Annotated in this window: 21 protein-coding genes and 1 tRNA gene; all 22 read left to right on the forward strand. The window is 67.7% G+C overall.

From position 1 onward, the window contains the following. Positions 1-155 precede the first annotated feature (155 nt). Complete coding sequence (locus BN3001_RS01195; protein ID WP_235815003.1) at positions 156-581, forward strand: 6-pyruvoyl trahydropterin synthase family protein; 426 nt, start codon at positions 156-158, stop codon at positions 579-581. A gap of 221 nt (positions 582-802) precedes the next feature. Continuing rightward, entirely contained in the window at positions 803-1,843 is a 1,041-nt protein-coding gene (locus BN3001_RS01200) for a glycoside hydrolase family 5 protein (protein ID WP_058270016.1), read from the forward strand. After that, positions 1,840-2,745, forward strand: a complete 906-nt coding sequence (gene rsmI / locus BN3001_RS01205; RefSeq protein WP_328585279.1) for a 16S rRNA (cytidine(1402)-2'-O)-methyltransferase — start codon at positions 1,840-1,842, stop codon at positions 2,743-2,745. The genes BN3001_RS01200 and rsmI overlap by 4 nt, the downstream gene beginning before the upstream one ends. Positions 2,746-2,807: 62 nt before the next feature. After that, positions 2,808-4,466 (forward strand): helicase HerA-like domain-containing protein, encoded by a 1,659-nt coding sequence (locus tag BN3001_RS01210; RefSeq protein WP_058270017.1) that lies wholly within the window; start codon positions 2,808-2,810, stop codon positions 4,464-4,466. A 269-nt stretch (positions 4,467-4,735) separates the two neighbouring features. Then, positions 4,736-6,358, forward strand: coding sequence for a methionine--tRNA ligase (gene metG / locus BN3001_RS01215; protein ID WP_058270018.1), 1,623 nt, complete (start codon positions 4,736-4,738; stop codon positions 6,356-6,358). 2 nt (positions 6,359-6,360) lie between these two features. After that, positions 6,361-7,245 (forward strand): 16S rRNA (adenine(1518)-N(6)/adenine(1519)-N(6))-dimethyltransferase RsmA, encoded by an 885-nt coding sequence (gene rsmA, locus BN3001_RS01220; protein WP_058270019.1) that lies wholly within the window; start codon positions 6,361-6,363, stop codon positions 7,243-7,245. 14 nt (positions 7,246-7,259) lie between these two features. Then, the gene (locus tag BN3001_RS01225) at positions 7,260-8,243 is read left to right on the forward strand and encodes a TatD family hydrolase (RefSeq protein WP_058270020.1); all 984 of its coding nucleotides are present in this window, start codon (positions 7,260-7,262) and stop codon (positions 8,241-8,243) included. Positions 8,244-8,325: 82 nt separating this feature from the next. After that, a complete protein-coding gene (locus BN3001_RS01230; RefSeq protein ID WP_082629882.1) occupies positions 8,326-9,102 on the forward strand; it encodes a ComF family protein in 777 nt (258 codons plus the stop codon). 377 nt (positions 9,103-9,479) lie between these two features. Continuing rightward, a complete protein-coding gene (locus BN3001_RS01235; RefSeq protein ID WP_082629883.1) occupies positions 9,480-10,520 on the forward strand; it encodes a substrate-binding periplasmic protein in 1,041 nt (346 codons plus the stop codon). 160 nt (positions 10,521-10,680) lie between these two features. Beyond that, on the forward strand, positions 10,681-11,283 hold the full coding sequence (hpf, locus tag BN3001_RS01240; RefSeq protein WP_058270022.1) for a ribosome hibernation-promoting factor, HPF/YfiA family: 603 nt from the start codon (positions 10,681-10,683) through the stop codon (positions 11,281-11,283). 16 nt (positions 11,284-11,299) lie between these two features. After that, positions 11,300-12,331 carry a DegV family protein gene (locus BN3001_RS01245; protein ID WP_058270023.1) on the forward strand — a complete coding sequence of 344 codons (1,032 nt, stop codon included), beginning with the start codon at positions 11,300-11,302 and terminating at the stop codon, positions 12,329-12,331. 73 nt (positions 12,332-12,404) lie between these two features. Next, a complete protein-coding gene (locus tag BN3001_RS01250) occupies positions 12,405-13,478 on the forward strand; it encodes an NAD(P)-dependent oxidoreductase (protein ID WP_058270024.1) in 1,074 nt (357 codons plus the stop codon). A 60-nt stretch (positions 13,479-13,538) separates the two neighbouring features. Continuing rightward, positions 13,539-14,318 carry an NYN domain-containing protein gene (locus BN3001_RS01255; protein WP_058270025.1) on the forward strand — a complete coding sequence of 260 codons (780 nt, stop codon included), beginning with the start codon at positions 13,539-13,541 and terminating at the stop codon, positions 14,316-14,318. 8 nt (positions 14,319-14,326) lie between these two features. Continuing rightward, entirely contained in the window at positions 14,327-14,899 is a 573-nt protein-coding gene (locus BN3001_RS01260; RefSeq protein WP_058270026.1) for a hypothetical protein, read from the forward strand. A 241-nt stretch (positions 14,900-15,140) separates the two neighbouring features. Continuing rightward, the gene (locus tag BN3001_RS01265; RefSeq protein ID WP_058270027.1) at positions 15,141-16,208 is read left to right on the forward strand and encodes a hypothetical protein; all 1,068 of its coding nucleotides are present in this window, start codon (positions 15,141-15,143) and stop codon (positions 16,206-16,208) included. A gap of 33 nt (positions 16,209-16,241) precedes the next feature. Then, a complete protein-coding gene (locus BN3001_RS01270) occupies positions 16,242-17,441 on the forward strand; it encodes a purine-nucleoside phosphorylase (protein WP_058270028.1) in 1,200 nt (399 codons plus the stop codon). Positions 17,442-17,550: 109 nt separating this feature from the next. Then, positions 17,551-17,626, forward strand: a tRNA-Thr gene (locus BN3001_RS01275). A gap of 550 nt (positions 17,627-18,176) precedes the next feature. Then, positions 18,177-20,048, forward strand: a complete 1,872-nt coding sequence (locus BN3001_RS01280) for an ABC transporter ATP-binding protein (protein ID WP_082629885.1) — start codon at positions 18,177-18,179, stop codon at positions 20,046-20,048. Between the two features lie 298 nt (positions 20,049-20,346). Continuing rightward, positions 20,347-21,852 carry an aminotransferase class I/II-fold pyridoxal phosphate-dependent enzyme gene (locus BN3001_RS01285; RefSeq protein WP_082629887.1) on the forward strand — a complete coding sequence of 502 codons (1,506 nt, stop codon included), beginning with the start codon at positions 20,347-20,349 and terminating at the stop codon, positions 21,850-21,852. A 42-nt stretch (positions 21,853-21,894) separates the two neighbouring features. Then, positions 21,895-22,716: a histidinol-phosphatase HisJ family protein gene (locus tag BN3001_RS01290; protein WP_058270029.1), complete on the forward strand. Its 822-nt coding sequence runs from the start codon at positions 21,895-21,897 to the stop codon at positions 22,714-22,716. Positions 22,717-22,977: 261 nt separating this feature from the next. After that, entirely contained in the window at positions 22,978-23,679 is a 702-nt protein-coding gene (locus BN3001_RS01295; RefSeq protein WP_235815004.1) for a GTP pyrophosphokinase, read from the forward strand. Positions 23,680-23,720: 41 nt separating this feature from the next. Continuing rightward, a complete protein-coding gene (locus BN3001_RS01300) occupies positions 23,721-24,332 on the forward strand; it encodes a response regulator transcription factor (protein ID WP_407938263.1) in 612 nt (203 codons plus the stop codon). The last annotated feature ends 25 nt before the right edge of the window (positions 24,333-24,357 follow it).

Here is a 24,357-nt window from a genome sequence, read left to right on the forward strand (position 1 = left end):
GCCCAGGCGTCGCCGCCGTCACCGGGGCCGCGGCAGGGGAGGAAGCGACGGCGCGGGGACGCAGGGCGGCGGCCCGGCCTTGCGGGGCGACGAGTGACGCCTCTCTGCCCGTGCCGTCACGCACGGTTTGAGGCGCCCATGCGCCCAGGGAGGCCATGATGTACGAGCTCTCCACGGAATACTGGTTTGACAGCGCCCACTTTCTGACCGACTATCATGGCGCATGCGAGAATCTCCATGGCCATCAGTGGCGCGTGACGGCCTACGTGCGCGCCGACGCGCTGGGGTCTTCTGGCACGGAGAAGGACATGGTCGTTGACTTCGCACGGCTCAAGCGCGTCGTGCGCGAGGAATGCGACGCTCTGGACCACACCTTCCTCGTCGAGGAGGGGTCCCTGAGGCCCAGCACCCTCGACGCCCTGCGCGAGGAGGGCTTCTCGCTCACGATCCTCCCCTTCAGGACCACGGCGGAGAACCTCGCGCGCCACCTTGCCGAGCGCCTTGCGGCACGTGGGCTTCCCGTGAGCCGCGTCGACTGCAACGAGACCCCCAACAATCGCGCAACATATCTCGTGGGCTAGGAGGCGCAAGCGCCCCGCCTCCCGCGTCCGGCGTCGAGGGGCCGCCATGAGGCGTCGTGCGGGCCCGGGCCGCTCACGCCCGCCCGCCGGCCTGAAAAAAGTATGAGAAAGTGCCCGTCATGGCGCCCTTTGACGCCGTGCGCGCCCGGCCGTGCACCTATACTTGACCCAGTCGGCAGGGGACGGCCTGTGAAAGGACGCCCCGCGAGAGAGGGGGCAAGATGCCGTCACGGGCACTTCATGGCGTGAACCTCACGGGTTGGCTCACGCTTGAGCCATGGGTGACTCCGAGCCTCTTCGCCGACTCCGGCGCCCTCGACGAGGACGCCCTCATCGCCTCCATCGGCAGTCGTCGCTACCATGAGCTGGTGCGCGCGCATCGCGCGAGCTTCCTGGGCCAGGATGACTTCACGCGCATCGCCGGCCGTGGCTTCAACGCCGTGCGCCTTGCCGTGCCGTGGTACGTCTTTGGCGCCGTGGGCCCCCACACCGGCCCCTATCTGGGTTGCCTTGACTACGTTGACCAGGCGTTTGACTGGGCCGAGGAGATAGACCTCAAGATCGTGCTCGTGCTCGCCATCACCCCCGGAGCCCCCGCGCCTGACGTGCCTCTCGTCCGCAACCATGACGACTTTCAGCACTATCGCGACGACATGCTCGTGGTCGTGGGCGCCCTCGCCAAGCGTTACGCCTATCGCATGGCCTTCGCCGGCATCGAGCCGGCCGACGACGTCATCGCCCAGGTGCGCAGGGGCCTCTCGCTCACGGACGGCGTGCCGCTGCACGTCATGCGCAACTACTACCGCGACGCCTACGAGACCATCCGGGCCAACGCCCCCGACGCCACCATCATCCTTCCGGACGCCGGCCAGCCGGGCGCCTGGCGGCACTTCATGGCGCCGAGGCGCTACCACGACGTCTGGCTGGACTGCCATCTCTATCACTACCTGGACAGGGCCGGCGGCTCGGGCCCCACGGGCATCCGTCGCCTCTCGGACGCCTCCAGAAGGTCGCTCGCGCTCGCACGGAAGAGCGGCCTTCCCGTCATGGTGGGCAAGTGGTCTGCGTCCCTGCCGTTCTCTGACTCCTCCACCACGCCCGAGGGTCGCATCGCCCTCGAGCGCGTCTTCGTCTCGGAGCAGATCGGCGCCTTCGAGGACTGCCCCGCGTGGTTCTTCAACACCTGGAAGACCGAGGGGCGTCTGACGAGCTGGGATGCGCGTGCGGCCCTCTCGTCCTTTGAGCGGGCGATGCTCTCGTGAGCCCCGCCGCTCGCGCGGGACGCCCCGCCGTCCCGGACGCCCGTCTTGGCGTGCTCTCGATGGTGGGGACGCCCATCGGCAACCTGGAGGACGTCTCGCCCCGGGTCAGAAGGACCCTGGGCGAGGCCCAGATCGTCCTGTGCGAGGACACGCGGGTCACGGCCAGGCTGCTCACCTGCCTGGGCCTCAAGGCGCAGCTCGTGCGCGCGGACGAAAACACCCTTGAGGAGCGCGTTGGCCTCGTGCTCGAGCGCGTCGCGGCGGGATGCCGGGTGGCGTTCGTCTCGGACGCCGGGATGCCGGGCGTCTCCGACCCGGGCCAGCGCCTGGTGGACGCCGTCCTCGACGCCGGCCTTCCCGTGGAGGTCATCCCCGGGCCCTCGGCCGTCACCTGCGCCCTCGTGGCCTCGGGGCTGCCCATGGACCACTTCTTCTTCGAGGGGTTCCTCCCGCGCAAGCAGGGCGCTCTCAAGGCCCGTCTGACCGAGCTCGCCACGATTCCCGGCGCCCTCGTGGTGTACGAGTCGCCCCGGCGGGTGAGCGCCACGCTCTGTGCCATCGCGCAGCTGCTCCCCCAGCGAAGGGTCGCCCTCGTCCGCGAGCTCACCAAGCTCCACGAGGAGTGTGCCCGGGGCCTGGCCCCTGAGCTTGCCGCCGGCATCGCCGAGCGCCCGACGCTGCGCGGGGAGTGCGTCATCGTGATCGCCGGCCCCAGCCCGGACGAGCTTTCCGCCCGTTGTGCGGCGGCACGCCAGGAGGCGCTTCCCCTTGAGGAGGCGCTGCGGGCGGGCGTCGCGGCCGGCGAGCCCAAGAGCTCCCTGGCGCGGCGCCTGGCGAAGACCTACGGCATGTCGCGCGGCGCTGCCTACGACCTGGTGATCGCCGCCGCGTCAAAACGCTGAGCCCGCGTTGCGCCGGCCTTCGCCCCCCTTGTCATCATCCCCCCCGATAGCGAGGAGACGTCATGCTCGTGAACGACAAGATCTGGATGGCCCAGGGCGAGGACCCCTGCTTCCTTCTGCTTGGCCAGGCAAACCGACACGGCCTCATCGCCGGCGCCTCGGGCACGGGCAAGACCGTGACCCTCAAGGTCATGGCCGAGGGCTTCTCGCAGGCGGGGGTTCCCGTCTTCATGGCTGACGTCAAGGGCGACGTCACCGGCATGGCCGAGGCCGGCCAGATGACCGACTTCATCCGGAAGCGCTGCCAGGACACCTTCGGGCTCGAGCCCGACCAGGTGAGCTTCGTGGGCTGCCCCGTGCGCGTGTGGGACATGCTGGGCGACGCGGGCCTGCCCGTGCGCATCACGATCAGCGACATGGGGCCCGTGCTCCTGAGTCGCCTGCTGGGTCTCACGGACGTGCAGGAGGGCGTCCTCACCATCGTGTTTAGGGTGGCGGACGACAACGGCCTGCTGCTCATAGACCTCAAGGACCTGCGCTCCATGCTCGCGTACGTGAGCGAGCACGCCAAGGAGTACCAGGCCACCTATGGCAACGTGTCCGCCGCCTCCGTCGGCGCCATCCAACGCGCGCTCATGGTCGTCGAGGACCAGGGCGGCGACGTCTTCTTTGGCGAGCCCAACCTGGATCTGGCCGACTGGTTCTGTCGCGCTCCCGACGGGCGCGGTTACGTGAACGTCCTCAACGCCGCCAGGCTCATCCAGACGCCGCAGATCTATGCCATGTTCCTGCTCTGGATGCTCTCGTCCCTCTTTGACGCCCTGCCCGAGGTGGGTGACCCCGACAAGCCCGCGTTCGTCTTCTTCTTTGACGAGGCGCACCTGCTCTTTGACGGCATGCCCAAGGCGCTCCAGGACAAGCTCGTGCAGGTCGTCAAGCTCATCCGCTCCAAGGGCGTGGGCGTGTACTTCATCACGCAGAGCCCGTCGGACATCCCCGACGAGGTGCTGGCGCAGCTTTCCAACCGCGTGCAGCACGGCCTGCGCGCCTATACGCCCGCCGAGCAGCGGGCGGTCAGGGCGGCGGCCGAGAGCTTCCGCGCCAACCCCGCCTTCGACAGCGTGCAGGCGCTTCAGGAGGTCGGCACCGGCGAGGCGCTCGTCTCGTTCTTGGACGAGGAGGGCGCTCCCTGCGTCGTGCAGAGGGCCAAGGTCCTCTTTCCCCAGTGCTCCATGGCGGCCGCCTCGGACGCCACGATGCTGCAGGTGCAGGAGGCCCAGGCCGACCTCATGGGCAAGTACGGCGACGCCGTGGACCGTCAGAGCGCCTTCGAGCAGATTCAGGACCAGAAGGCCAACGACGAGGCGAGCGCCCGGCTTGCGGCCGAGCGCGAGGCTCTCGAGAGGGAGAAGGCCGAGTTCGAGGCCAAGCGTCAGGCCGAGGCCGACGCCGCCGCCAAGCAGAAGGAGAAGGACGACGCCAAGGCCGCCGCAGCCGCCCAGAGGGAACTGGAGCGTCAACGGCGTCAGGCCGAGCGCGACGCCCAGGCCGCCCTCAAGCGCCAGCAGCGTGAGGCGGAGCGCGTCGCCCGCGAGGAGGCGCGCCGCCGCGAGCAGCTAAGCAAGCAGGCGCAGCGCGTCGTCGGCTCCCTTTTGGGCACCTTCGGGCGCGAGGCCACGCGCCAGCTCACCCGCGGCCTGTTTGGGGCCCTCAGGCGATAGCCCGTCTCGCCCAAGGAGCCCAGGGAGGCCCCTTGGGCGCACAACGGCCTTGCCCCGACCCCTGCGGATGACCATGGGCGCGTCGTCTTCGCGGGCCTCTCGTCCTGGTGCCGCCGCGTCCTGGCGACGTCGTGGGAAAGACGCCCGCGTCCCATGACGCCCGCCCGCCCTGCGTGCCGTGAGGTAGAATGAACAACCGTGCGACGTCCCGCCGCCGGGATGCCGTCGGCACTCGGCCGCCCCCTTCCTCACACCAGGAGCGCAAAACCATGGCACAGCCCATCGACCACAGCAAGAGGCCCTTCTTCATCACCACGCCCATCTACTACGTCAACGCCAGGCCCCACCTTGGCACGGCGTACTCCACGATCCTCGCCGACGTCCAGGCTCGCTATCGCATGTCCATGGGCTATGACGTCAAGTTCCTCACGGGCATGGACGAGCACGGCCAGAAGGTCGAGGAGGCGGCCCGCGAGCACGGCATGAGCCCGCAGGAGTGGTGCGACAGCCAGGCCCCCCTCTTCAAGGAGCTCTGGCATACGCTCGAGATCTCCAACGACGACTTCATCCGCACCACCGAGCCGCGCCAGGTGCGCGCCGTCCAGTACCTCTGGGAGCGCATGAGGGAGTCGGGCTACATCTACAAGGGCTCCTACGACGGCTGGTACTGCGTGCCCGAGGAGACCTACTTCACCGAGAACCAGGTGCGCAAGGCCGACGAGGGGCGCCACGGCGAGGGGGAGCACCTCTGCCCCGACTGCGGGCGGCCCCTGGAGCGCGTCCAGGAGGAGTCGTGGTTCTTCAAGCTTTCCGCCTTCCAGGATCGCCTCCTGGCCCTCTATGACGAGCGGCCCGACTTCGTGATGCCCTCCTTCCGCATGAGGGAGGTCCGCACCTTCGTCGAGGGCGGACTCCAGGACCTCTCCGTGAGCCGCACGAGCTTTGACTGGGGCATCAGGCTTCCCTTTGACGAGAGGCACGTGACCTACGTGTGGTTTGACGCGCTCCTCAACTACCTGACGGCCGTCGGCTACGGGCAGGAGGGCCAGGAGGCGGACCGCGAGCTCGCCTACCGCTGGCCGGCGCAGTTCCACGTGGTGGGCAAGGACATCATCCGCTTCCACTGCGTCATCTGGCCCGCCATGCTCATGGCCATAGGCGAGGCCCTGCCCGAGCACGTCTTTGCCCACGGCTTCCTCATGGTCAGGAACGACGAGACGGGCCAGGGCGAGAAGATGAGCAAGTCGCGCGGCAACGCCATCGCCCCCCAGGAGGTCATCGACCTTTTGGGCGTGGAGGGCTATCGCTACTACTTCATGACCGACGTCGTGCCCGGCGAGGACGGCGCCATCAGCTTCGCGCGCATGGAGCAGGTCTACAACGCCGACCTCGCCAACAGCTGGGGCAACCTCGTGAGCCGCGCCCTCAACATGAGCGCCAAGTACTTCGACGGCTCCACGCCCGCCTTCGACGAGGGCTGGGCCGCGCGCGAGAGCCCCCTGCGCGCCGTGGCCGAGGGCATCGCCGAGCGCTACTGCGCCCACATGGACAAGATCGAGTACGTGGCGGCGAGGGACGTCGTCATGGAGCTCGTCCATGCGGCCAACCACTACGTGGAGGACTCCGCGCCGTGGACCGTCGCCAAGGACCCCGCTCGCGCGCGCGAGCTCGCGGACATCATCTGCAATCTGCTGGAGTCCATCCGCGTCTGCTCCCATCTGCTCATGCCCTTCATGCCCCAGACCTCGGCGGAGGTGCTGGGCCGCATGGGGCTTGCCGACGAGGCCGCCACCACGGACCTTCGCGCCGCCTGCGCGTGGGGACAGATCAAGGGCGGCGTGGGCGTCACCAAGGGCAGCGCCCTCTTCCCGCGCCTGGGGGGCAGGGACTAGGCATGGCGTACTCGCGTCTGGCCAGCAGGGAGCAGACCATCGCGGCGCTTCGTCGCCACGGGCTGTACGCCAAGCATCGGCTGGGTCAGAACTTTCTGGTGAACGACGAGGTCATCGGAAAGATCCTGGACCTCGCCCAGCTGGGGGGCGAGGAGTGCGTCCTTGAGGTGGGGCCGGGCATCGGCACGCTCACGCTGGGACTGCTGCCCCGGGCGGGGAGGGTCATCGCCATCGAGGCGGACCGCGCGCTCGAGCCGGCGCTCGGCGAGCTTGCCGACGAGGCGCCGGGTCGGCTCAACCTCGTGTGGGGAGACGCCCTGGCCCAGGTGCCCGACGGCGTCCTGGCGCGCCTCGGCGAAGACGACGCGCCCCACGCCCTCGTGGCCAACCTGCCCTATCAGGTTGCGGCCACGCTCGTGCTCCAGGTGCTCCAGACCCTTCCCAGCGTCCGGCGGCTCGTGGTGATGGTGCAGGCCGAGGTCGCCGACCGCATGGCGGCGCGTCCCGGCGGCAGGGCCTACGGCGCCTACACGGCGAAGCTCGCGCTCTTTGGGCGGGTCACCGGGCGCTTCGAGGTGGGGCCGGGCAACTTCATGCCGCCTCCGCACGTTGACTCCGCCGTGCTGCGCATAGACCGACGTCCCGCCCGCGATCCGGCCTCGGGCGCGTGCCTTGCGAACGAGCAGGTCGTGGCGGTGACGCGCGTCATCAACGCCGCCTTCGCCCAGCGACGCAAGACCATCAGGAACAACCTGGTGGCGGGGGGCTACGACCCCGCCCGCGTCAGCGAGTCCCTTGAGCGCGCGGCCATTCTGCCCTCCGCGCGCGCGGAGACCCTCGCGCCCGAGGACTTCGTTCGTCTCGCTGCCGCATTGGACCGCCGATGAAGGGTTGGTGAGCCATGTCACGTCTCGCCCTTACCGATGCCAAGGGAAGGTCCGTCGAGACCCCCCGTCCCCTGGCCCCCCTCGCCGACACTCACGGCCACATAAACTGCCTTCGTGACCATGACGCCGCGGAGGCCCTGGTCAGAGCCGCCCTGGCGGGGGTCCGCCTTTTCGTGGTGCCCCTCGATGCCGTGGAGGACGTCGGCGGCCCCTGGCCCACGGCCTCTGACCTGCTCACGTGGCTGGACGACCAGGTCGAGCGTGCGCGGGAGCTGCTGGACGCCCGTGCGCGGGAGGGCGTCGTCCCCCCGACGCCTGACGGCTGGGATGCGCCGGATCTTCTGGACAACGTGCGCATCGTCGCGGGCGTGCATCCCTATGGGGCGGACCGGCTCGGCGCCGCGCGGCTTGCGACCTTGGACGAGCTGCTGGCGAGCCCCCGCGCCGTGGGCGTGGGAGAGATCGGCCTTGATTTGGGACCCTACGGCGAGCTTCCCCTGGCGCTGCAGGAAGAGGCCTTTCGCCGCCAGCTGCGCCTGGCCCATGAGCGCGGGCTTCCCGTGGAGCTCCACATCAGGGACGGACAAGACGACACGCGCGCCCATGATTTGGCGGCGCGGGTGCTCATGGAGGAGGGCGTCCCCGCCGCCGGCTGCGACCTGCATTGCTTCACGCAGGGGCCCGAGGTCATGGAGCCCTTCGTTCGGCTCGGCTGTTACGTGGCCTTTGGCGGCGCGGCAACGTTCAGGCGCTCGGACGACGTTCGCGCGGCGCTCGCCGCCTGTCCCGAGGAGCTTCTCATCACCGAGACCGACTGCCCCTACATGGCGCCCGTGCCCCTGCGCGGCCAGGAGTGCGAGCCTGCCATGGTTGCGTTCACGGCGGCGCTCGCGGCGCAGGTGCGCGCCGAGAGCTGCGGCGTCCCGCCAAAGCAGACCTATGCGGCGCTCTGGCGCAACGCCTGCGCGCTCTTTGGGCTTGACACGGGCGCGCGCTGACGCGTGACGCCAGCCGGACGCGAGCCTGCGGCACGTCAGGCGCCAGCCGTACCCCCTAGCCTGGGGATGCCGGGGGCGTCGGATGACCTTCGGCATCGTGGCCGGGGGAGGTGGCGCCGTGCTTCTGGGCCCTTCGGGCGACACGCCGGGCGGGCGGCTCGCGTCCGTGCTCGCCGAGCTGCTGTGGCCCACGCGCTGCGTGGGCTGCGACCGCCCCGGGGAGCTGCTCTGCGCCGGTTGCCGTCGGTCTCTCGCCTGGATCGACCAGCGATGGGCCTGCCCGGGCTGCGGCGCGCCCTTCGGTCATATCACCTGCACCGAATGCGACCACGACTGGGCGAGTCGCGCCACCGTCTGCGCCGTGCGCTTCGGGGGGCTGTCCGCCCGCCTCGTCACGACCTTCAAGGACCACCACGAGCGGAGGCTGGCCCGGGTGCTGGCGGCCGCCATGGTCGTCTCCCTTGACGAGGCGTCCGCGTGGCCCTCATGGTCGGGGACGCCCCGCTTTGACGTCGCCGAGACGGACGCCGTGTGCTTCGTGCCCGCCACGGGCGTCGCGTTTGCGCGACGCGGCTTTGACCACATGGAGCTCGTGGCGCGTGAGCTCTGCCGTCAGACGGGCCTGCCCCTGGCCGACGTCCTGGTGCGCGACAGCGCCCGCGACCAGCGCTCGCTCGGCCGCAGGCAGCGCGCCGTCAACCTTGAGGGCAGCGTGTGCGCCCTGGATGACCTGGACGGGCTCAGGCTCCTGCTTGTGGACGACGTGATCACGACCGGGGCGAGCATGCGCGCCGCGACTCGGGCGCTGCTCGCCCGCGGGGCCGCGTCGGTGACCTGCTGCGCGTTTGCCCGCGTTTGACGCACCCCCCTCCGACCTGCCGTCTGCAAACGGCATGGTTCGTGCGCGTCGCGCAAAGCTGGTATAATTACAAGGCCTTACTCAGGTCTGTGGTTGCGGGAGAGAGGCGCGCACGGCCGCGTCCTCGCTCCCTAGTCCATGGCAGACGAGGCCAAAAGGATCCACGTAAGCCGGGCGTGAGCGTTCCGGCGAGCATGGCTCGTCCTAGGGGTAAGCCGCACCGCCCGACACCTTCGGGGCATGGAGCCCCGCGGGCGAGAGGACCTACGGTGGGGGGCCGCAGCCCCGAAGCCAGAGTCCCGGTGCGCGAGTGTGGGGCCAAATACCAGGTCAGCTGAGTAAGGCGTCGGGACGGCACATCTGACACGGGGGATACGATGACAGCACGCAGCAGGACCGCGGCAATCGCAGGGGCGATGGCGCTCGCCATGAGCCTCGGCCTGACCGGATGCGACCTTCCCGACCTTTCCGCGGCTCAGGACGTCGCCGGCTCGGTCCTCTCTGAGGTCGCCAAGGTCCCCGGGGCCGTCATGTCCCTGCTGCCCGGATCGTCGCCCGACGCGGGCACGCCCTCTCGGCCGCAGGTCGAGCAGACGGTTCCCGATAGCGCGCTGGTCACGCCCGGCACGCTGACGGTGGGTGTCAACCTGCACGGCACCATGGTGCCGCTGTGCTATCAGGCCGACGGCGCGGTGGCCGGTCTGGACGTGGACCTTGCCTCAGCCCTGGCGGACCAGATGGGCCTCAAGGTCAAGTTCGTCGACGTGAGCGACCCCGCCAGCTCCCTGGGCACGGTATGCGACGTGGTCATGGGACAGCAGGCAAGCGACCAGGGCGTCTACACGCTCGTGGGCGCCTATGCCGAGACCGCCTCCGCCTTCTTCCACAAGGGCTCCATGGGCGTCGCCCGGGTCGAGGACCTCTCGTCCAAGAAGATCGGCATGCAGGCGGGGTCGGTCTCGTCGTCGGCGCTCGCCGCCACGGGGCTCAACGTGACGGTCAAGGACGGCTACGCCAACCTCAACGACGCCTTCGCGGCGCTGGATCGCGGCGAGGTCGATTACGTGCTCTGCGAGGCGTACTCGGGCGCCTATCTCGCGCGCGGCTACGGTGACGTCTCGTTTGCCGGGACGCTCGCCGCGCCCGTCGCGGAGGGCATGGCCTGCGCTAGCTCAAACGCCGAGCTCCAGACGGCCCTCGGCGCCGCGTTCGACACCATTCAGGGCAACGGTATCTATGACCTCACGCGCACGCGGTGGATGGGCGACTTTGCGAAGCTGACGCCCGGCGATGCCGTCAAGGACGTTCCCGCCAAGCAGCCGGACGCCGTCACGGAGAGCGAGTCGGTCTCGGCGGCGCAGGCCGCCCTGACGGGCACCCCCACGGCGGGAGCAAACGCCGTGTCCCTCTCCGACTAGTCGTTGCGACCCATCTAGGCGCAGCTCGCCCCCCTCGCTCGGGGGCGGCCCGGCGCCGCCCCGCCGCCGGGCGCCTGCGCAAGAAACCAGCTCACGCGGTTTGGGTAAGAGGAAGGTACGGGCGCTCCCTGCCAGTTCAAACGCACACGAGGAGGTACCGATGGTTGACATCAAGATCTCGGGACGCAAGGTCTCCGTCTCTGACGGCATGCGCGAGCGCGTCAACGCCAAGGTCGGAGATGCGCTCAAGGTCTTTGACATCAGCCCCATGAGCTGCGACGTGGTTCTGCGCGTGGGGAAGAACCGCTCCAACCCCGACCGCGCGTCCTGCGAGGTCACGGTGTTCGTGCGCGACACGGTCGTGCGCGTGGAGGCGAGCCACGCCGACATGTACGTCGCCATCGACGAGGCGGCCGACAAGGTCACCAGGCAGTTGCGCAAGTACAAGACGCGCGTCGTCGATCGCAGGCAGCGCAAGGCGGCCGAGTCCATTCGCACCGCCATGGGGTCGCCCGCCGACCTGGGCAGCCTCATCGAGCCCACCGAGGCCGAGCTGGAGGAGGACGCCCAGCTCGTGCGCGAGAAGCTGGTCGACCTGCGTCCCATGACCGAGGAGGAGGCGCTCGTCCAGACCGACCTTCTGGGCCATGACTTCTACGTCTTCGAGAATGCCGCCACGGGCCTCGTCAACGTCATCTACCATCGCGAGAACGGCGGATATGGCATCATCAAGCCCCGGGTCGAAGTTCCCGACGAGGCCTAAGTCAGGAGAGTCTCCTATGTCCCAGGACGTCAGTCAGACGGACCAGAGCCGCGTGGCCCCCAGCGACAGCCAGCCTGCCGTGGCGGGCCACCGGCGTCGTCACGCTCCCGCGGTGCGCATCATCGTGGACTCCTCGGCAGACTACGCCCCCGAGGTCGCCCGACGTCTTGGCGTCGAGGTCATCCCCTTTACCTACGTCACGCCCGAGGGCGAGAAGGTGGACGACCTCTGGACGACGAGCGACCCTCACGAGTTCTATGAGCGCATGCGACAGGATCCCAGCCTGCACTACAGCACCTGCGCCATCACGCCCGGCCGGTATCTCGAGGTCTTCCGCCGCGCCGCCCAGGAGGGCACGCCCAGCCTGTATCTGGGGCTCGCGGGCGGGCTCTCGTCGTCCATCGAGAACGCCCGTCAGGCCCAGGAGCTCGTGAGGGAGGAGTTTCCCGACTTTGAGCTCTACGTCCTGGACAATGCCGTTGACTCCGCCTGCGGGGAGCTTCTTGCCATCGAGGTCTGCCGTCAGGCGTCGCTGGGCCTCACGGCGCGCGAGCTGTACGCCTGGGCGGCCGACGCCCGCTACTTCGTGCACGGTTACTTCACGCTCGACGGCTTTGAGACCCTTGCCGCGGGAGGCAGGATCCCGCCTGCGGCCGCCAACGTCGGCGGAAAGCTCGACATCAAGCCCGAGCTCTCGTTCGACCTCAACGGGGCGCTCACGCTCAGGGGCATGTGTCGCGGGCGCAAGAAGGCCCTGCGCGCGATCATCCAGGACTTTCGTGAGAACTACGCGCACGACCCGTCGCTGCCCCTTGCCATCGTGTCCACCGACGCCGAGAAGGACGCCGACTGGCTCGAGCGCGAGGTCCGCAAGGAGAAGGGCTGCGAGGACGTCACCATCATCAGGAGCCAGGTGTCGCCCACCTTGGGCAGCCACGTCGGCCCGGGGATGGTGGCCCTCACGTTCTGGGGTGTCGACCGTCGCGAGAAGCTCTCGCTGACCGACCGCATCACGCGCAAGGTGCGCAAGGCATCCCTGGGGGCGTGACGACGGCGGTTCTGCCCCCCGTCCCAGAGGCCGGCGCGGCGACGTCCGGCGACACACATGAAAGGTGGCTCCCATGCAGGGCACAACCATACGCACGGTCTCCTTCATAGGCACGGGCATCATGGGCGCCCCGATTGCGGCTCATCTGATGGACGCCGGCATCGAGCTCACGGTGCACAGCCGCACCAAGTCAAAGGCCGACCCCCTCGTGGCCCGCGGGGCGCGCTGGGCTGCCGACGTGGCATCGGCCGTCCGGGATGCCGACGTCGTCTTCACCATGCTCGGCTATCCCGAGGAGGTCGAGGAGGTCTACCTCGCTCGAGACGGGCTCATCAGCAGCACCAGGCCCGGGGCCTGGATGGTGGACCTCACCACCAGCTCCCCAGAGCTTGCGCGTGACATTCACGACGCCGCGGAGGTCGCGGGCAGGCATGCCTTCGACTGTCCGGTCACGGGCGGCGAGCAGGGCGCCGTTGACGGGACCCTGACCCTCATGGCGGGCGTCTCCCAGCAGGAGGCGGCGGCGGTGCGCCCGCTGCTCGAGAGCTTCTCGGCGCACATCCACTATCTTGGCGGAGCCGGCAGGGGCCAGGCCGCCAAGCTATGCAACCAGGTGTCCCTGGGCGCGGCCATGGTGGGCTATGCGGACGCCCTCGCCCTCGCGGAGCGCGAGGGTCTCGACAAGTCCCAGATCATTGACATCGTCTCCCAGGGCATGGGAGGATCCACGGCGCTGCGCGCGCTGGCGCCCAAATCGGTCGCGGGCGACTACCGCCCCGGTTTCATGGTCGAGCACCTGCGCAAGGACCTGCGCCTCGCCCTGGCCGAGGCCGATGAGTTCGACGTCGCGTTTCCCAGCGTCCAGACCGCCGAGAGCCTCTACGACCTGCTCTGCAAGATCGGAGGCGCGCGGCTGGGGACGCAGGCCGTCACCCTGCTGTACGCCGATGACGCCACGGCTGCCGCCGCCGGGCTTGACTGGTCGGGCCTGGACGAGGAGGCCGAGGGCGAGCTCGATGACGCGGGTCACGGACATGCTCCCCACCAGGGCCATGAGGACGCGTGCGGCTGCGGCTGCGACGACGGCTGCGACGGCGACTGCGGCTGCGGCCATGAGCACGAGCCACACGAGCCTCGTCATCAGTAAGACGACAACGACCGCGGCGCCGTCCTGGCGCCCGCACGCACGAAAGGAACCGTACGAGGCATGAACGAGAACAACCAGAGCTCCCTCGCAGTCCTCATAGACTACGAGAACCTTGCGCTTGGGACGGGTAAGCGCAAACGCAACGGCCACCAGGAGCCGGGACCCCGTCCGGACGTCAAGCGCATCCTCGAGCGACTCGTCGACAAGGGCCGCATCGCGGCAAAGCGCGCCTATTGCGACTGGCAGCGCTTTGACGATGCCATCACCCCCCTCCACGAGCTGGGCATCGAGCTCATCGAGATTCCCGACCGCGCGTTCACGGGCAAGAACTCGGCGGACATCCGCCTGGCCGTGGACGCCGTCGAGATGTGTCTCACGAAGGAGCATATCGACACCTTTGCGATCCTCTCGGGCGACTCGGACTTCTCGCCCCTGGTGGCAAAGCTCAAGGAGTTCGGAAAGACCGTCATCGGCGTCGGCATGAAGGAGTCCACCAGCTCCCTGTTGGCCGAGGTCTGCGACGAGTTCCTCTTTTACGAGGACGTCGTGAGCACCAGCGGCATCCCGGACTACGCCCAGAAGGTCCCCAAGGAGAAGCACGGCTGCTACCAGCTGCTCTTTGAGACCATCGACGCACTTCAGGGCGAGAGCACGGACAGCGCCATCCTCGCCTCGCGGCTCAAGGACACCATGAAGCGCAAGCGCCCGCAGTTCTCGGAGCGCAGCTACGGGTATCGGTCGTTCTCGAACCTGCTGCGTGAGGCGTCAAAGCTCGGATTCATCGAGATCCACCAGGACCCTCGTTCGGGCACGGTCATGGTGGACGGTTTTAGCGAATAGGGGACAGCATGTCAGAGGAAACGCAGGAAACGTCCGTCGGCGACCTTGCCGCTGAGCTTGACGGCCCCAACCGCCGCCTGAGGCAGGAGGCGGCGCATCAGATCGCCCTCCTGGCCAAGGAGGACCCTAACCGGCTGTTTGACTATGCCGGCGAGATCATTGACGGGCTTGACCGTCCCGAGGCCCAGACCCGCTGGGAGCTGCTTGACGCCCTGAGCGAGATGGTGACCATCGACCCGGGCTGCCTCGAGGAGGCCTTCGAGGGTGCGGAGACCTCGTTGTTTGACGAGGACTCCTCAATCGTGCGCCTTGCGGCGTTTCGCTTTCTCGCCACCTACGGCTCGACGTCGCCCGAGCGCTCCGACCAGGTGTGGCGCATCCTGGACGAGGCCGTCCAGTGCTACCACGGGGACCCTGAGTACCGCGACATGCTCCGCAGCCTGGTGAGCCTGGCGGGCGGCAGCATCTCGGACCAGGCGGCGGAGGTGCTGAGGGCGCGCGTGAGCTTTGACGCCCAGAACGGCCGCGGGTACATCCGCGCGTATTCCAAGGAGATCATCGAGGTGCTGAGCAGGCGCTAGGGAAGGTGCGCCGTCGCCGGGCGGGCGCCGGAAGCTCGATGCCGACCGTCTGGGGCGCTCCATTTTGCCCCACGCCAGCGATGCGGCATTTTCATGCGCGTTCGCCCCTGGCATGGAGGACAGGCGCGTCTCTGCCGTACCATGTCTGCGTATTTTGCATCTGTGGGGTCTCGTGCGCCCTGGCTCACGTCAGCGCGACGCGAGGCGACGCGCCCCGTGGGCGTGACAGGAGGTTTGCATCGTGGCACACAAGAAGGATAAGGTCGAACTCGACGCCAAGGACGTGCCGATGGAGAGGGACTCCAAGGGCGACGTTGCCGATCCGGACGAGACTCCCGGCACGGACGAGGCGCCTGGCGCGGCGGGCAAGGCCAAGCGGGCCAAGAGGTCGGCCATGGTCTCCCGGACGCACGAGGACGGTGAGCCCGACGAGCTCCGCGAGACGTCGGCTGCGCCCGAGGGGACGCGCCGCGGCCTTGCCACCCCTGCCTGGATCGCCATCTGCGTCGCGGCGCTGCTGTTGGGCGCCGGCGTCTGCTATGCCACCCTTCGCCTGGTTCCCGCGGCGTCGGGGGCCTCGGCGCTCAGCGGCAAGACGACCGTGAGCGAATCCGAGCTTGACGCGCCGCTGGGAAGCTACACCTACAACGGCGTGACCCATGCCGTGACGGTGCGTGACGTCATCACGGCGAGCTCGACGCTCGACGCCGCAAAGGGGGACGACGGCAGCTACAAGGTGCCCGCCGCCGACGGCGTCCTCTCCGTGGCTCGCAACAACATCCTCATGGACCTCTGCGCCGCCAAGGGCATCAACGTCTCGGACGACGAGGTCAGCGCCTATGCCCAGCAGTTCACGGGGACCTCTGACTTCTCGCAGCTCGCGTCCACGTACCATCTGGACGAGGCGACGGTCAAGGCCCAGATCACCGCGGCGACCAAGATCTCAAAGCTGCGTGACGCCGTGGTGAGCGCCACGGTCCCCGCAAAGCCCACGGCGCCCAGCGCACCCTCTGACGGCAACAAGGACGCCGAGACGCCCGACTACGCCACCTACATCCTCAACCTGGCCGGCGACGAGTGGGACGCCGACGCCGGCGCCTGGAAGGACAGCAGCAGCCCCTACGCCACGGCTCTTGCCAACTATAAGGTGACCAGCGACTCCGCGTCCTACGCCGCGGCGCAGGCCGCCTATTACGTGGCCTTCCAGCAGTATCAGACGGCCCAGAACCAGTACACCTCCGAGTGGACGACTTACGTCAACGCCGAGCTCTCCAAGGCGAACCTGGTGCTCTCGACGCTGGTCGCCTAGCGTCACGCGAGGCAAAGGTGAGGTGCGTCGCTCATGCGCGTGCTGGTGAGCAGCTGCCTGCGAGGTGTCGCCTGTCGCTATGACGGCTCGGCAAAGCCCTCGGAGGCGGTGAGGGAGCTCTGCGGGAAGGTCGATGCCCTGGGGGTGTGTCCCGAGAGGGATGCCGGCCTTCCCGTCCCGCGTCCGCCCGCCGAGCGGCGGGCGGACGGGCGCGTGCTGCTTGCTGACGGCACGGACGTCACGGAGGCGTTCGAGCGGGGCGCGCGCGTGGCGCTGGAGCGGCACCTGCGCCGCGGGATGAAGGCGCCTCTCGCCGTTCTCAAGGCCAAGAGCCCCTCCTGCGGGTCGGGGCTCGTCTACGATGGAAGTCACACCGGTACGCTCGTCAGGGGGGACGGCGTGTTCGCGCGCCTCCTCAAGAAGGAGGGGGTCTGCGTGGTCAGCGAGAGGGACGTCGAGCTCTGCAAGCCGTCGGTCGAGCATCCCGTCGCGCTGGTCATGGGCACCGGCCTGGGACATCTTGCCCAGCTGGTCAAACCCGTGCGCCGCATCGACTACCATGACATCGACGGCTTCCCCGAGGACGCCGTGCCGGTGCAGGGGCACAGCTTCGAGGCCATCATCGGCACCGTGGACGGGGTGCCCGTGGTGGTCTATCCCGGCCGCATCCACCTGTATCAGGGCTACAGCGCCACGGAGGTGGCGTCGCTCGTGCGGCACGCCGAGCGCCTGGGATGCAGGGACATCGTGTTTGCCTCCGCGACGGGCGCCGTGCCCGGTAACGCCCAGGTGGGTCTGGGCATCATCACCGACCAGGTCAACCTCACGGGAAAAAATCCCCTGGCGGAGTGGGACGGCACGCGCGACGTCCAGACGCCCTTCGTGGGCATGACGGACGCCTACACCCCCTACCTGCGCACCCTGGCGCGCGGTGTCGCCGATGACCTGGGCATCACGGTCGAGGAGGGGGTGCTCGCCGGCGTGCTGGGACCCTGCTTCGAAACGCCGGCCGAGGTCGCGGCGATGCGCCTCATGGGTGTGTCGTACGTGGGGATGTCCACCGTCAACGAGGTCATCATGGCGCATGCCCTGGGCATGAACGTGCTGGGCCTCACGCTGGCGGCCAACCAGTCGGGCGACCCTGACACGTCGCACGAGTCCGTGCTCGCGGAGGCCGAGCGTCATGCCGCTGACTTTGAGCGCCTGGTGCGCGGGGTGCTCCGCCTGCTGTAGCGTAAGGCGCGTGCTGCCGGGCGCGGGAGAATTCCCCCTTGCGCAGAGAAGATTGTTTCGGGTATCATCCTTCTGTTGCGCCGCTGGTTGACGTGACGCCATATGGAACGCCAGCTTAGCTCAGTTGGTAGAGCACCGCTCTCGTAAAGCGGGGGTCATCAGTTCAAGTCTGATAGCTGGCTCCATGCAAACGTGCAGGCCGTCGGGGGTGTCCCGGCGGCCTGCTTTTCATGAAACGGCCTTTTCCCTGGAGCCGCACGTCCCGGCATCGTCGTTGCAGCCATGTTCCTATAGGTTTGAGAGCGGCGACGGCGCCCATTCCGGGATTCCTATAGGTTTGAGCGCTTGCCTGACGCAGAACTATACGTTTGAGAGCCGCCTCGGTGCAGAGTTATACGTTTGAGAGCCCCCCTTGGGACAGAGCTATAAACTTGAGGATTCAAGAAGATTTTTACCTGGGAAAACGCGCCGCCGATTCCTCAAGCCTATAGGTGTGTCTCCCCGACGCTCGCAAACCTATAGCCGTGTGGCTCGCGGCTCGCAAACCTATAGCTGCAAAGCAACAAAGAAACGTGTCGGGTGCGATGAGACGCGCCAGGTAGGCAAATGTCACAGTCAAGGCCCTAGGAAGGTCTTCTGTGACATTTGCGCAGGCAGCTTGGGTACCATTCTCACCTGAAGAAGAACTGTAGACAGCGCAAGATTTTGTCCGCGCAGCGCGAGAGAGGCCAACCCATGGCGTCAGGCAAGTCCGCGACGAGCGCCCTTCCCAACAAGGGCGATCGCCGCAACAAGGGCGACCGCACCACCATACGTCGCACGCTCCACTACTTCTGGCGGGTCACCAGGCAGAAGCCGGGTGCCTTTGCGCTCTCCATCATCAGCAGCGTGGGTTACATCGCCCTGCTCACCTTCGCAAACCCCTACATCATGGGCCTCATCGTGGACCGCGTCCAAGCATCTCCCGTCGCGCCTGACCAGGTCTTCTCGGTGTTTGGCCCCTACATCCTGGGGCTGCTCGTCGTCAACGCCGTGGGGCAGACCCTCTCCAAGCTCCAGGACTACTCCGTCTACAAGCTCGAGATCAACGGCGACTACCAGCTCTCGCGCCTGTGCTTTGACACCTTGTCCAATCAGTCCATGACGTTCCACAACAGTCGCTTTGGCGGCAGCCTCGTGAGCCAGACTTCCCGCTTCGTGAGCGGATACGCGGGTCTTGTGGACGTGCTCACGTATGCCCTGTGGCCCACCGTCGCCTCCGTCATCCTCACCGTCGGCATGCTGGCCCCCACGGCACCGAGCTTCGTCGCCGTGCTCATGGTCATGCTCGTCCTCTACGTCGTGCTTGCCTACCGCATGTACCAACGCATCCTCGTGCTCTCCGCCAACGCGTCAAAGGCCCAGAACAAGCTCTCGGGCGTGCTCTCCGACGCCGTAACCAACATCCTCGCCGTCAAGACCTACGGACGTGAGGACTTTGAGCGCGAGACCTTCACCGTGGCCAACCGAGAGGCCATGGTCGCCGCGAACGCCAACATGCGCGCCTCCGTGCAGCGCGGCTTCATGACCTCGTTTCTCATCACGGTGATCATGTTCATCGCCTCGATCTTCGTGTCCGGCGGCAACGCCTGGTTTGGCATCAGCGCGGGTACGCTGGTCATGATGTTCACCTACACCTACAATCTCACGATGCGCTTCAACTACTTCAACTCCATGATGGCCCGCATCAACCGCGCCCTTGGCGACGCCGCCGAGATGACCCGCATCCTCGACGAGCCCACGCTCGTGGAGGACGACGAGGGGGCGCCGGCGCTCAAGGTCTCCTCGGGCGACATCGACTTTGAGCACATCGGCTTCAGGTATCCCGACGCCCCGGCGGACGACAAGGTCTTCGAGGACCTCAACCTGCATATACCGGCGGGTCAGCGTGTTGGCCTGGTGGGCCGCTCGGGCTCTGGCAAGACGACCCTCACCAAGCTGCTCCTTCGCCTGGACGACGTGCAGGAGGGGCGCGTCCTCGTGGACGGCCAGGACGTGAGCCACTGCACCCAGCAGTCCCTGCGCCAGCAGGTGGCCTACGTGCCCCAGGAGGCGCTCCTCTTCCACCGGACCATTCGCGAGAACATCGCCTACGGCAGGCCCGACGCCACCGAGGACGAAATTCGCTCCGCCGCGCGTCAGGCGAATGCCCTCGAGTTCATAGAGCGGCTGCCCCGGGGCTTTGACACCATGGTGGGCGAGAGGGGCGTCAAGCTCTCGGGCGGCCAGCGCCAGCGCGTGGCGATCGCCCGCGCCATCCTGGTGGACGCCCCGATCCTCGTGCTCGACGAGGCGACCTCCGCTCTGGACAGCGAGTCGGAGGCCCTCGTGCAGGACGCCCTCGAGAACCTCATGCGCGGCCGCACCGCGCTGGTGGTGGCCCATCGCCTCTCGACCGTGGCGTCCATGGACCGGATCGTGGTGCTCTCGCAGGGCGCGGTCGTCGAGGACGGCACCCATCACGAGCTCGTGGAGGCGGGCGGCGAGTACGCGGGCCTCTGGAGCAGGCAGACGGGCGGCTTTCTGGAGGGAGACGCCGCGGACGCCGCCGAGGCAGCCGAGGACTAGGCGCGCGGCGGTCTCGCTCCCGCCGCCGCTCACCTCCCTGTTGCGACCCTTGAGAACGGCATCACCTCAAGGCTCCCGTCCACCAGCTCGCCCAGGAAGACCTGTCGCGTCGACGTGTACCCCTGCGCCCTACGCGATGTTCAATTTTTTATGTACCACGCAACAAAAATATTGAACTTCTCAACTGATGACGCCAAGTCGCGTGCTATGCTTTGCCTCAAAATTGAACTATAGGAACCGTAAAATTGAACAACGTACTAAATTGAACATCGAGTACATTGAACTTTGGAGGCACCCGATGACATCGACGACGTTCGCCGAACAGCTCAGGGCCGCGATGGACGTCCAGGGGCTCAAGCAGGTCGACCTTGTGCAGAGGGCGGCAGACCGGGGCCGCAAGCTGGGAAAGAGCCAGCTCTCGCAGTATCTCAGCGGCAAGACGGAGCCGCGGCCTGACATGCTCGAGACCCTGGCGGAGCTGCTGGGGATGCCGGTCGATCGCCTCTGCCCCCCGGCAGCGCCCCCCACGCCGGCCGCCGCCACCGCCGCACGGCCAACGACCACGCAGAAAGGCACGACCATGTCACGTCGCAGCTTCAAGAAGTCGAGCAAGCTCGAGAACGTCCTCTATGACGTGCGTGGGCCCGTCCTCGACGCGGCCAACCGCATGGAGGACGAGGGAGCCCACATCCTCAAGCTCAACATCGGCAATCCCGCGCCCTTCGGCTTCCGCACGCCTGACGAGGTCGTTCGCGACATGCAGCGCCAGCTCGTCGACTGCCAGGGCTACTCCTCAAGCCGCGGGCTCTTTTCGGCGCGCAAGGCGATCATGCAGTATGACCAGCTCAAGGGCATCGCCAACGTGGACGTGGACGACATCTACACGGGCAATGGCGCCTCGGAGCTCATAAACCTGTGCATGTCGGCCTTTCTGGACGACGGCGACGAGATCCTGATTCCGAGTCCCGACTACCCCTTGTGGACCGCCAGCGCCACGCTCGCGGGCGGCAAGGTCGTCCACTACGTCTGCGACGAGGACCAGGACTGGTACCCCGACATGGACGACATCCGCGCCAAGGTTACCGACCGCACCAAGGGCATCGTCATCATCAACCCCAACAACCCCACGGGCGCCCTCTACCCGCGCGAGGTGCTCCAGGAGATCGTCGAGGTCGCCCGTCAGCACCAGCTCGTGATCTTCTCGGACGAGATCTATGACCGCCTCGTGCTCAACGGCCAGGAGCACGTCTCCATCGCGAGCCTCGCGCCCGACCTGTTCTGCGTCACGTTCAACGGGCTCTCCAAATCGCACATGATCGCCGGCTACCGCATCGGCTGGATGACGCTCTCGGGCGACAAGTCGCTGGCCAGAGATTACATCGACGGCATCAACATGCTTTCGAACATGCGGCTCTGCTCCAACGTCCCGGCCCAGTCCATCGTCCAGACCTGCCTGGGCGGACATCAGCGCGTCAAGGACTACCTGGTGCCGGGCGGCCGCGTGCACGACCAGCGTGATTACGTGTATGAGCGCCTGAGCGCGATGGAGGGCGTCTCGGTGGTCAAGCCCAGCGCGGCCTTCTACATCTTTCCGCACCTTGATCCCGCACGCTTCAACATCACGGACGATGATCAGTTTGCCCTCGACCTGTTGAGGGAGAAGCGCGTCCTCGTCGTGGGGGGCAAGGGCTTCAACTGGGCGAAGCCCGGCTACTTTCGCATCGTCTACCTGCCGCGCATGCACACGCTGCAGGAGGCCATGGACGCCCTCGAGGACTTCCTCGGGCAGTATCGCCAGGGATAGGCGATAGGTCGCGGGGCACGCGAGCGCGTTCAGGGAGGTCACATGCTCAGGGCAAACTATCATACGCACACCGTGCTGTGCGACGGCGCGAACACCGCCGAACAGATGGTGAGAAGGGCCCTTGACCTTGGGTTTGAGCACCTGGGGTTCTCGGGTCACATGGACCCGGACATTCACATGGACTGGCCCGCCTACGTGAGCGAGATCGACCGGCTCAAGCGCGCCTATGGCGAGCGGATCGACATCCTGACGGGCGTCGAGCTTGACAACACGTTTGACCGGTCGTGCTGTCCGGGCGCCGAGTACGTCATCGGGTCAACTCACTTCCTGCCGGTCGCGACGGAGACGCCCATGAGCGTCGATGGCAGCCCTGAGACGCTCCGGCGGCTGTGCGACGAGTTCTACGGCGGAGACTGGTACCGGCTCACGCGCGCCTACTATGAGTTTGAGGCCCAGGTGCACGAGCGCACCGACTGCACCTTCGTGGGTCACTTCGACCTGGTGACGCGCTTCAACGACCAGATGCGCGCATTTGACGAGGGGGACCCGCGCTACCTCGCGCCGGCGCTCGAGGCCATGGAGCGGCTCGTGTCCGAGGGGGTCCCCTTCGAGATCAACTGCGGCGCGGTCAACCGCGGTCGCAAGCGCGAGCTGTATCCGCGCCATGAGCTGCTGCGGGCGCTGAACGACATGGGCGGGCAGATTCTGATCAACGCGGACGCTCACCAGGCGGAGAAGCTCGACGGGGGCTTTGACGTCGCGGTGCGCACGGCCCTGGCGTGCGGGTTCACGCACGTCAACATCCTGGCGCACGAGCCCGACGGCACGGTGGGCCTCAGGCAGCTGGCCCTTGACGCGCTGTAGGCGGCGTCTTGAGCGGGCCTGCGGCGCCGCCCGCGCAGACCTGCGCCGCGACCCGCCGCACCCCTCTCGCCGTCCGGCCTGAATAGGGTCCGCGCATCGGGGGCATACAATGGTTCAGGCGTTTTGGCGCCCGGGTGTACGGACGTCCGGGCGCGCACGCGAGCGGGCCCTGCGAGGCCCCTCGTCCGAGGGCAGGCCCCTCGGCCCAGGGCCGTGCCGCTCAGTGCGGCGCCGCAGGCAACGAACAGGCGGGAGTGCCGCGTGACAGGTACGATTGAGCCACAGAGGGCCGACGAGCGAGGGACGAGCCTGAACCCTGGCGTCCACCCGCAGGTTGAGGGCCCGTCCGAGGACGCCATCTACGGCGGGCGCTACCAGGACCTGGTCGCCCTGAAGGACCGTCTGCTCGCAGACGTGGACGCCCTGCGCGTCGAGCTCAAGGCCGAGCGGGGCGATGACCCCGTCGCCCATCTTCTCGGCCGCGTCAAGGGCCCCGCGAGCCTGCGCGAGAAGTGCGGCCGCAAGGAGGTCCCCGCGACGGCCGATGCCGCCTTCGGGCGCATCCATGACATCGTGGGGGTTCGCGTGGTGTGCACCTTTCTCAACGACGTCTACCTCATGCGCGACCGCATCGCGCGGCTGCCCGGCGTCAAGGTCGTCTGCGAGAAGGACTACATCCGCCACGTCAAGCCCAACGGCTATCGGAGCTACCACATGGTGGTCCGCGTGGACGGCGACCTCTGCGCCGAGTTTCAGCTGCGCACCATCTCGCAGGACACCTGGGCGGCCCTTGAGCATCAGATGAAGTACAAGCATGACCTCACGGGCAATCTCGCGCTCATCACGGCTGAGCTCAAGCGCTGCGCTGACGAGCTCGCCTCCACGGACCTCTCGATGCAGACGATCCGAGACATGATTCGCTCCTCTGACCTTTCGGGAGGTGACGTCCGATGCGACTGCTGATCGCCGAGGACACGCGTGACCTCAACCGCGCGCTCCAGGCCATCCTCGAGAACAACGGCTATGAGGTGTGCTGCGCCTTTGACGGCGAGGAGGCGCTCGAGCGGCTTCTGGCCGAGAGCTTCGACGGCGTCATCCTGGACATCATGATGCCCCGCAAGGACGGCATCGAGGTCCTTGGCGAGCTGCGCTCCCGCGGCGTCACCACCCCCGTCCTGCTCCTCACCGCCAAGGCGGAGGTGGATGACCGCGTGGCCGGCCTGGACGCCGGCGCCGACGACTATCTGCCCAAGCCCTTTGCCATGAGGGAGCTTCTCGCGCGGGTCCGGGCGCTGTGCAAGCGCCGTGACGCCTTTGGCGATGACGTCCTCACGCTGGGCGACGTCACCCTGAGCCCGTCAAGCTCGGAGCTCTCCGCCGAGAACGCGGTGCGCCTGTCCGTGAAGGAGTTCGAGCTCATGCAGCTTCTGGTCAAGAACGCGGACCGGCCCCTGACGCACTCCTTCGTCCTGTCCACCGTCTGGGGGGACGACCCCGACGCGACGAACGAGACGCTCGCCTTGTACCTCTCGTACCTGAGGGCCAAGCTCTCGTCAGTGGGCTCGTCGCTCAGGGTCGTCGAGGGCGAGGACCAGACCGTGCGTCTTGTCTCGTAAGGCTTGATGACTCAGGGAGGGACGA

The sequence above is a fragment of the Olsenella massiliensis genome, assembly GCF_001457795.1.
Lineage (GTDB): Bacteria > Actinomycetota > Coriobacteriia > Coriobacteriales > Atopobiaceae > Olsenella_F > Olsenella_F massiliensis.